Source organism: Bacteroidota bacterium (assembly GCA_034723125.1).
GTDB lineage: Bacteria > Bacteroidota > Bacteroidia > CAILMK01 > JAAYUY01 > JAYEOP01.
In genome coordinates, this window is record JAYEOP010000501.1 from 1 (window position 1) to 8,136 (window position 8,136).

An 8,136-nucleotide genomic window follows, 5' to 3' on the forward strand; every position below is an offset into this window, starting at 1 on the left:
TATTTAGTCTCCGTAAACTACAAGATTGTTTATAAAAAAGTAAAAGAAGGAATATTAATAACTGACATCTTTGACACTAGACAAGACCTTGTAAAAATAAATGACCCAAAAAGAAAGCCCAGCAGGTAAGAAAACAGATACTTCATGCTACAATTAGTTGTAAACATGAACATTATGTTCCATAATTTAATAACTTTGTAAGCAGAAAATTTAGTAAAATAAATACGGTACCTAACATAGTTTCATAGTTAAACCTGCCTGCCAAGGTTCGATAGAAGGAGAAACCGAAAGTAAACTCTTATACTAAATCGCCATCAAGATACTGAAATTAAAACATTTCTTTTCGCTCTGTTTTTATTCAAAAAATTATTCCGTAGCTATGGCTATGCAAGAATTTTGTGAAGAAAAACAAAACAAAAATAATTTATTTTCTTAATCAGCATCTGGATAGCGGTTTAGTATTACCTCTTTATTATTGAATTTTATTAAATGCTTTAGGGAGCTTTTCAATTATATCCCTTGCAATCATTGCTTCTTTACCATATTTTTTTTCAGCAATATCTCCGGCTAAGCCATGAATATAAACAGATAAAATTGCAGCATTTTCAGGGAGATAATTTTGTGCTAACAAAGCTGTAATTATTCCTGTTAAAACATCTCCGCTACCTCCGCTTGCCATTCCTGAATTTCCTGTAGGATTAAAAAATACTTTCCCGTTAGTTGTTGCAATGGCAGAATATTTACCTTTTAAAACAACTATGCATCTATATTTTTTTGAAAATTCCTTAAGTTTTTCTATTCTTTGAAAATGATTAACACATTTGCCAACAAGTCTTTCAAACTCTCCGATATGAGGGGTTAAAATTGTATTTTTTGGCAATAATGATAATAGCTCTTTATTTTGTGAAAGAATATTTATACCGTCAGCATCAATAACAATTGGCTTTTTAAATGTTTCTAATAATTTTTTTATTGCATTTACTGTTTTGCTGTCAGTTCCTATACCCGGACCAATACCAACAGCACTAAATTGTTTCAAATCGGGAAGGTCAGTAATTATTTTATTGTCAGTATCGCTAAATACCATTGCTTCAGGCACTGCTGTTTGAAGAATATTGTATCCACATTCAGGAATTAAAGTAGAAACTAAGCCTGCTCCAGACCTCAGGCAAGCAGTTGATGCAAGAACAGTAGCACCAATTTTTCCATAAGAGCCTGAAATAATTAACGCATGTCCAAATTTTCCTTTATGGTCAAAATTATTTCTTTTTTTCAAGAGAGGAACTATATCCTTTTTTGAAATAAAATAGTAATCCGAGCTTTGTCGTGAAATAAAATTTTTGTCAAGACCTATATCCAAAAACTTCCAGTTGCCCATGAAATTTTCATTTTCAGGCATAAAAAATGAGAGCTTTGGAGGGTAAAAACTAAAAGAATAATTTGCTTTAATTTTTGCTTCATCCTCATTAAAAGTATCACAAAATGAACCTGATGGAATATCCAAGGCAATAATTACCGAAGCTGAATTATTTATTCCTTTTATCAATTCTCTGGAGAAACCCCTTACAGCTTTTGTCATTCCTGTTCCCCATATAGCATCAATAACAATTTCATATAAACCAATTTCAGGAAAATCCTTTCCGCTGTAAATATTAACTATTTCCGCCTTGGGTATTTCTTGAAGTCTTTTTAAATTTATATCAAAATTATCAGAAGATTTATCGGTATAATTAACGATAAAGGTTTTTATTTTAAACCCTTTTTCAATAAGTAATCGTGATGTTACTAATCCGTCCCCACCATTATTCCCTTTACCACAAAAGATATTTATAATATTTTTTTTATCAACTACCTTTATTGCTTGCTTTACAAATTCCCCTGCGGCTCTTTCCATAAGATCTATTGATTTTATTGCCTCAGTTTCTATTGTAAAAGCATCTGTTTTTTGTATTTGTTCTCTACTTAAAATTTTCATTATAAATTTCATTATAAATGATGTACGACCATATTTTTTAACACCATAAATTTAAGATTAATTTTACATTTATTGTGTAAAAATAATTGATTAACTTTGCAGTAGTTATTATTAAAATCTATTTTAATGCTACAATATTATTTGTCATTTCTGATTTTGAGTCTTGCCATTTCTGCTTTTTTTTCAGGATTGGAAATTGCATTTTATCAAGCAAAACCACTTAAAATTGAACTTGATAGAAAACAAGGAAAAACTTCTGCAAAATTGCTGTCTTATTTTATTGATCATCCTTCCAATTTTATTACTAACACTTTAATTGGCAACAATATAGCTCTTGTAATTTATGGAATGATATTCACAAAAATATTTGAATATATTTATCCCGATACAGGTATTTTTGGAATTACAATTCCAATAGTTTCTTTTTTCGTTCTCACACTAATATCAACTATCATAATTTTAATATTTGCTGAGTTTTTACCCAAAGCATTGTTTCTCATAAATCCCAACAGGATATTAAATATTCTTGCAATTCCTTATTGGATAATATTTGTAACTCTTTATCCCATTAATTTAATAATCAGCTATACTTCAAAAGGAATTTTAAGAATACCCGGGATTAAAATAAAAGATAAAAAGCAATCATTTGATTTTTATGACTTATTCAGTTATCTTTCGGAACAAGAAAGTGAAAACCTTGATGAAACAGAAAATATTGAACTGGATAAGCAAATGATTAAAAATGTTATTGATTTGCCAAATGTAAAAGTTCGTGAATGTTTAGTTCCAAGACCTGAGATAAAAGCTGTAAGTGTAAATGAATCATTAAGTAAGATTAAACAAATTTTTATTAACACAGGTCATTCAAAAATACTAATTTACAAAGAAGACATTGACAACATTATCGGATATGTTCACATGATAGATATTTTTGGTAATCCAAAATCCCTGAATGATATTTTACGACCAATAATTATTATTGTTGAGTCGATGCCTGCAAATAAATTATTAAAATTATTTACAGAAAACAGAAGGAGTTTAGGGCTTGTTGTTGATGAATTTGGTGGAACAGCAGGGCTTGTAACCATTGAAGATGTTTTGGAAGAAATTTTTGGAGAAATTGAAGATGAGCACGACAAAGAACATTTGAAGGAAGTGAAAATTGACGACAGAAAATTTGTTTTTTCTGCAAGACATGAAATTGATTATTTAAATGAAAAATATAATTTTGAATTACCTGAGGGGGATTACGAAACATTAGGAGGGCTTATACTTCATTTACATGAAAACATACCCACAGAAAATGAAATTATTAAATGTGATAGATTTGATTTCAAAATACTTAAAGCTACTGAAAATAGAATTAATGAAATTCAATTAAAGATTAAATTATCCTAAACTAATGCTCGGAAAACTTTATTTAATTCCAACACTATTGGGAGATACAGCTATTGAAAGGTCTATTCCTGAATATAATCTCAGGATAATAAAAGGACTAAAATATTTTATCGTAGAAAATCTAAAACAGGCAAGAGCATTTTTGAAAAAAGCAGGGGTAAAGCCACCTTTTGATAACATTTATTTTTTTGAATTAAACAAACATACATCAGAAAGAGATGTGTCGAAAATGATGCAATCTTTGATAAAAGGAAATGATTTTGGAATAATGACAGATGCAGGATTTCCCGTTGTTGCTGATCCGGGTGAAAACATAATTCGATTTGCTCATGAAAACAACATTCAAGTAATTCCACTTTCAGGACCATCTTCTATTTTACTTGCACTTGCAGCTTCAGGTTTAAATGCAGAGTCTTTTACTTTTCATGGATACTTGCCAATAAATTCAAATTTAAGAGTGAAAACAATAAAAGAAATTGAAAAAACAGCTTTAAAAACAGGTTATTCTCAAATATTTATAGAAACACCATACAGAAATACTCAACTTCTAAAAGATATTTTAAAAGTTTGTAAAGCAAAAACCCAACTATCAATTGCTGCTAACATCTCTACTTCCAATGAAGAGATTTTAACCCTTTCAATAGAAGAATGGAAAAAGCAGAATAAAAGTTTTCATAAAATACCTGCTGTTTTTGTCATAGGTACAGCATAGTATTTCACTACTGTGTAATTAGTGTCTCTTAGAAAACTCTAGAAAATTATAAATAGATAGTTTTCTAAGAGGTACTAATTACCTTTTTTGAAATTTTTTCTATTTTTTTTCAAAAAACAAATTCAAATATTATAATATAATGAAATATTAATTTTTACATTTGCACTTTTTAAAAAAAGTAGATTAAAAAATAATTTTATGTTTTATTTAATGCTTATCATTTTTGTTCTGGGATATGCAGCAATTGCCCTTGAACATCCGTTAAAAATTGACAAATCCGCCTCTGCTCTATTAATTGGTGTTTTAACATGGGTGGTATTTATTATGTCAGGCTCCGATATTGTTGCATACGTAGAAAGTATTCTTGGTCATGTACATGGTGGATGGGAAAGCTATATTCATCACAATCCTAACGGGAGCATAACGGATTGGATTGGTCATCATGAAATATTACATCATCTTGGTGAAATCTCAGAAATACTTTTCTTTTTACTTGGTGCTATGACAATCGTTGAAATTGTTGACCAGCACGAAGGATTTAAAGTTATTACAGATAAAATAACAACTACAAAGAAAGTTAAACTTCTTTGGATATTAAGTATTCTTACTTTTTTCATGTCAGCAGCATTAGATAACCTTACAACAACTATTGTGATGGTTGCATTACTCAGAAAGCTCGTTGAAAAAAAAGAAGACAGATGGTTTTTTGCAAGTATGATAATTCTTGCAGCGAATGCCGGTGGTGCTTGGTCTCCAATTGGTGATGTTACAACCATAATGCTTTGGGTAAAAGGACAGGTTACAACTATACCAATTATTAGAGATGTTTTTCTACCAAGTGTAGCAGCCATGGTTGTCCCATTAATTGTATTGTCTTTTATTCTTAAAGGCAATATTAAAAGACCTGATCTTTCAGATTCTGAAGTTGAGGATCAAAATTTTGTTTCCAAAAGAGAAAGTATTTTAGTTTTAATTATAGGTGTCGGTTCTTTACTTTTTGTTCCTGTTTTTAAAAATATTACTCATCTTCCTCCTTATCTTGGAATGTTATTGGGTTTAGGTAACTTGTGGGTAATTACTGAGATAATTCAAAAAAGAAGGCATAAAGAAACAAATACAAAGCTTACTGTTGTTGGTATTTTAACACGTGTTGACGTTCCTACTGTTTTATTCTTTTTAGGAATATTGCTTGCTGTAGCAAGCTTGCAATCAGCAGGACATCTAACAATATTGGCTAATTTTTTAGATGAAGCAACAGGACGTAATATTTACATTATAAACTTAGCAATTGGATTATTGTCATCAATAGTTGATAACGTACCATTAGTTGCAGGTGCAATGGGTATGTACTCTATTGAAGCAACAGGATTTATGAGTATTGACGGACAGTTTTGGCAATTCCTTGCATATTGTGCAGGAACAGGTGGTAGCATTCTTATTATTGGATCAGCCGCAGGTGTTGCTGCAATGGGAATGGAAAAAATTGATTTTATTTGGTACATGAAAAAAATTAGTTTATTAGCCATGTTAGGATATTTTGCAGGTGCAGGAGTTTATTATTTGATGTTTGCATTGTAAGGATTACTGATTTAGTAGTGCTGTCTCAAGCATTTATTACCGATTCTCACAGCTACCATAATTTATTCCTATACTTCGGATGGTTATAATTTGAGCTTTGATATTATGTTTAACGTATTGATTATTTTTCGTTTATACGCTATAGTAAAACGCAGTTTATAACCGCTCAGCATATATATTGTCGCGAAAATATCGAATATTGAACAAGGAATTATGAATAATGAAATTTGCTGACCACAAAAATTGCTCAGCCTCATCTTTTTACTTCAAAATTCTTTATTCCTTGTTTCGCAACTGCTAAAGCTACAGCGAACGTGGTATCAGTTACATAAGTCAAAAAATAGTCTTTTCGACATTATTATAGCTTTTAGTTATGACTTTTGGTCATTATAATAACCTTTTGTATTTTTATGCCTAAATGTTCTAAAGGGAGGTTCTATAAAAACATTTTTCACTAAAAACTTTTAAATACTCTTGCAAGAGAATATCCCGGAGCATCAACTTTTAAATCTAAAAAATAACCAAAGGGAGTTTGATCAACTTTATAAGCTGAATTTGTTAATCTTTCATCAATATTATCAAAAAGTGCTTTTGTAAATTCAGGTGAAGCTTTACTTTCGGATAAATGTGCAAAAGAATGCAAAATCACATGCTTACAATTATTTTTACCTGCAACCCATTTAAGATTTTTTAATAACTTCTTTTTCACTGCGGTTTCATTTTCCTCATCTTCTTCTTCCACCTGAATAAATGCAGCTTGAACTTTTTCAAATGACTTAGCTTCATTAAAATCAGGCATCGATTCAATTGTTTTTATCGTTGGATTATATGAAAAACTATCCATGTAAATCATTAGTAACTTCATAATTTTTGTTTTAAAATGTTTTATAGCAATCTAATTTTTTTACAAAAATAAAAGAAAACAATACAATAAAAGAAACTAGTGCAAAAACTACAACATAGCCTAATGAGGAAATTAAAAAACCTGCAATTAGAGGAAAGATTGTTGTCAAAATACTTCCTGCTCCTGAAATCCCCGTGTATAAAGCACGGTTTTCATTTGTTGAAATTTCCATCAAAATGCCATTGTCACTTATTTTATAAATGGCAACAAAAATTCCTGAAAAAATAAACAACAATTGATATAGCACTTGATTTCCACCAAAAGACAAGGCTATTAAAGGCAATAAAGCACCTAATATCAAATTGAATTTCAAAAGAATTTTATAATTAACTTTTTTAGAAACTTTATAAAAAACCAAACTTGCTATCAACATTCCAATAGTTCTGAACAACAAAAAATTTCCAATTAGCTTGTAAGAAAGTCCAAAATTATCTTTTGCAAAAAGAATAAGAAAAGGCAAAATACTAATGCCCAAGCCTAAACTATTGATTATAAAAAGGTAATTTTTTAAGTTTGGATTCTTTTTTATTTCTTTGGGAATCAATCGGAAAAAATCAAAGATATTTTTTTTATAAATACTTTTGGAATGAATTTCACGCAAATTCCAAAAACCAAAGGTAGCTATCAATAAAAGAAGCCCTGCTACAAAAAATAATAGTGCAAAATTATTAGGATATTCTAATCTTTTTACCAAATCTCTAACTATTAAAGCAGAAAGAAAAACACCAATACTGTTAATTGTTTGTTTCAATGAAAAAAAGTGTTTCCTGCTTTCTTGTTTTATCGATTTTCCAAAAATATCATTATAAGAAATAGCAGAATAAGAACCACTTAAAGCAAAAATTGTTATCAGCACAAATATTGAAAGAATAATTGTATTTCCATCCAGATTTGCAGATTTGTAAAAAAGCAACGCAAGTAAAATTAAAGAAACAACCCTTATGTTTATTCCAATAAGTAAATATTTTTTCTTGAATGTCTTTTTAGAAATATCAGATGCAAAAATTAATTGAAATATTTTTGTGCCACCTAACATGATGGCAGTCAACAGTCCCAGATGCATTGGCGTTCCTCCTGCTTTGATAAGCATAGAAGGAATAATTGTGTCAATATCCATAAAATTGGAAGCCAAGGCTAAAAATATTGAATGCCACAAAAAACTCTTAAAGTTTATTTCCGATCGTTTTGCTGATATTTGCATAGATTGCAAATTTATTCTTTTAAAGAATAAAGGAAACAAAAACTTTAACTTTACCGCTTATACCGAAAGGTTATCATAGCTTGTACCGAAATTTTGCAGTACAAGCTATGCTAATCCATTGGCATAATACTAGTTTCTTCTTAATTAATTTGATGACGGTTTAGTATTACCTCCTATAATAGTCAAGAACAGTCCACAGTCGGCAGTCTTCAGTCAGCATTCAAAAACAGTCAACAATTCACAGTCAAATTCCAAACAAACAAAAAGAAGTACTTAAAGTGCCTAGAGTGCCTAAAGTACTTAAAGTAATGTGTTACGAATAAACAACTTAATGACAATTAAATGACAGCGAAGCAAATGACCACTAA

General features: G+C 29.8%; 6 protein-coding genes. 3 read left to right on the forward strand and 3 right to left on the reverse strand.

The window, feature by feature from the left end; translation table 11 throughout:
• Positions 1 to 472: 472 nt before the first annotated feature.
• Positions 473 to 1,975, reverse strand: a complete 1,503-nt coding sequence (locus U9R42_12965; protein MEA3496929.1) for an NAD(P)H-hydrate dehydratase — start codon at positions 1,973 to 1,975, stop codon at positions 473 to 475.
• Positions 1,976 to 2,101: 126 nt separating this feature from the next.
• On the opposite strand from U9R42_12965, the gene U9R42_12970 reads away from it, so the two are divergent.
• From U9R42_12970 to nhaD, 3 genes are all read left to right on the forward strand, one after another.
• A complete protein-coding gene (locus U9R42_12970) occupies positions 2,102 to 3,373 on the forward strand; it encodes a hemolysin family protein (protein MEA3496930.1) in 1,272 nt (423 codons plus the stop codon).
• Between the two features lie 4 nt (positions 3,374 to 3,377).
• Positions 3,378 to 4,085, forward strand: coding sequence for an SAM-dependent methyltransferase (locus tag U9R42_12975; protein MEA3496931.1), 708 nt, complete (start codon positions 3,378 to 3,380; stop codon positions 4,083 to 4,085).
• 198 nt (positions 4,086 to 4,283) lie between these two features.
• Positions 4,284 to 5,663: a sodium:proton antiporter NhaD gene (gene nhaD, locus U9R42_12980; protein MEA3496932.1), complete on the forward strand. Its 1,380-nt coding sequence runs from the start codon at positions 4,284 to 4,286 to the stop codon at positions 5,661 to 5,663.
• A gap of 454 nt (positions 5,664 to 6,117) precedes the next feature.
• On the opposite strand, the gene U9R42_12985 is transcribed toward nhaD, so the two are convergent.
• Positions 6,118 to 6,528 carry a threonyl-tRNA synthetase editing domain-containing protein gene (locus U9R42_12985; GenBank protein ID MEA3496933.1) on the reverse strand — a complete coding sequence of 137 codons (411 nt, stop codon included), beginning with the start codon at positions 6,526 to 6,528 and terminating at the stop codon, positions 6,118 to 6,120.
• Positions 6,529 to 6,538: 10 nt separating this feature from the next.
• The gene (locus tag U9R42_12990; GenBank protein ID MEA3496934.1) at positions 6,539 to 7,768 is read right to left on the reverse strand and encodes an MFS transporter; all 1,230 of its coding nucleotides are present in this window, start codon (positions 7,766 to 7,768) and stop codon (positions 6,539 to 6,541) included.
• Between the last annotated feature and the right edge of the window lie 368 nt (positions 7,769 to 8,136).

Coding starts and splice junctions, on each gene's coding strand:
- U9R42_12985 (MEA3496933.1), bottom strand. CDS start 6,528: ATGAAGTTACTAATGATTTACATGGATAGTTTTTCATATAATCCAACG.
- nhaD (MEA3496932.1), top strand. CDS start 4,284: ATGTTTTATTTAATGCTTATCATTTTTGTTCTGGGATATGCAGCAATT.
- U9R42_12975 (MEA3496931.1), top strand. CDS start 3,378: ATGCTCGGAAAACTTTATTTAATTCCAACACTATTGGGAGATACAGCT.
- U9R42_12970 (MEA3496930.1), top strand. CDS start 2,102: ATGCTACAATATTATTTGTCATTTCTGATTTTGAGTCTTGCCATTTCT.
- U9R42_12990 (MEA3496934.1), bottom strand. CDS start 7,768: ATGCAAATATCAGCAAAACGATCGGAAATAAACTTTAAGAGTTTTTTG.
- U9R42_12965 (MEA3496929.1), bottom strand. CDS start 1,975: ATGAAAATTTTAAGTAGAGAACAAATACAAAAAACAGATGCTTTTACA.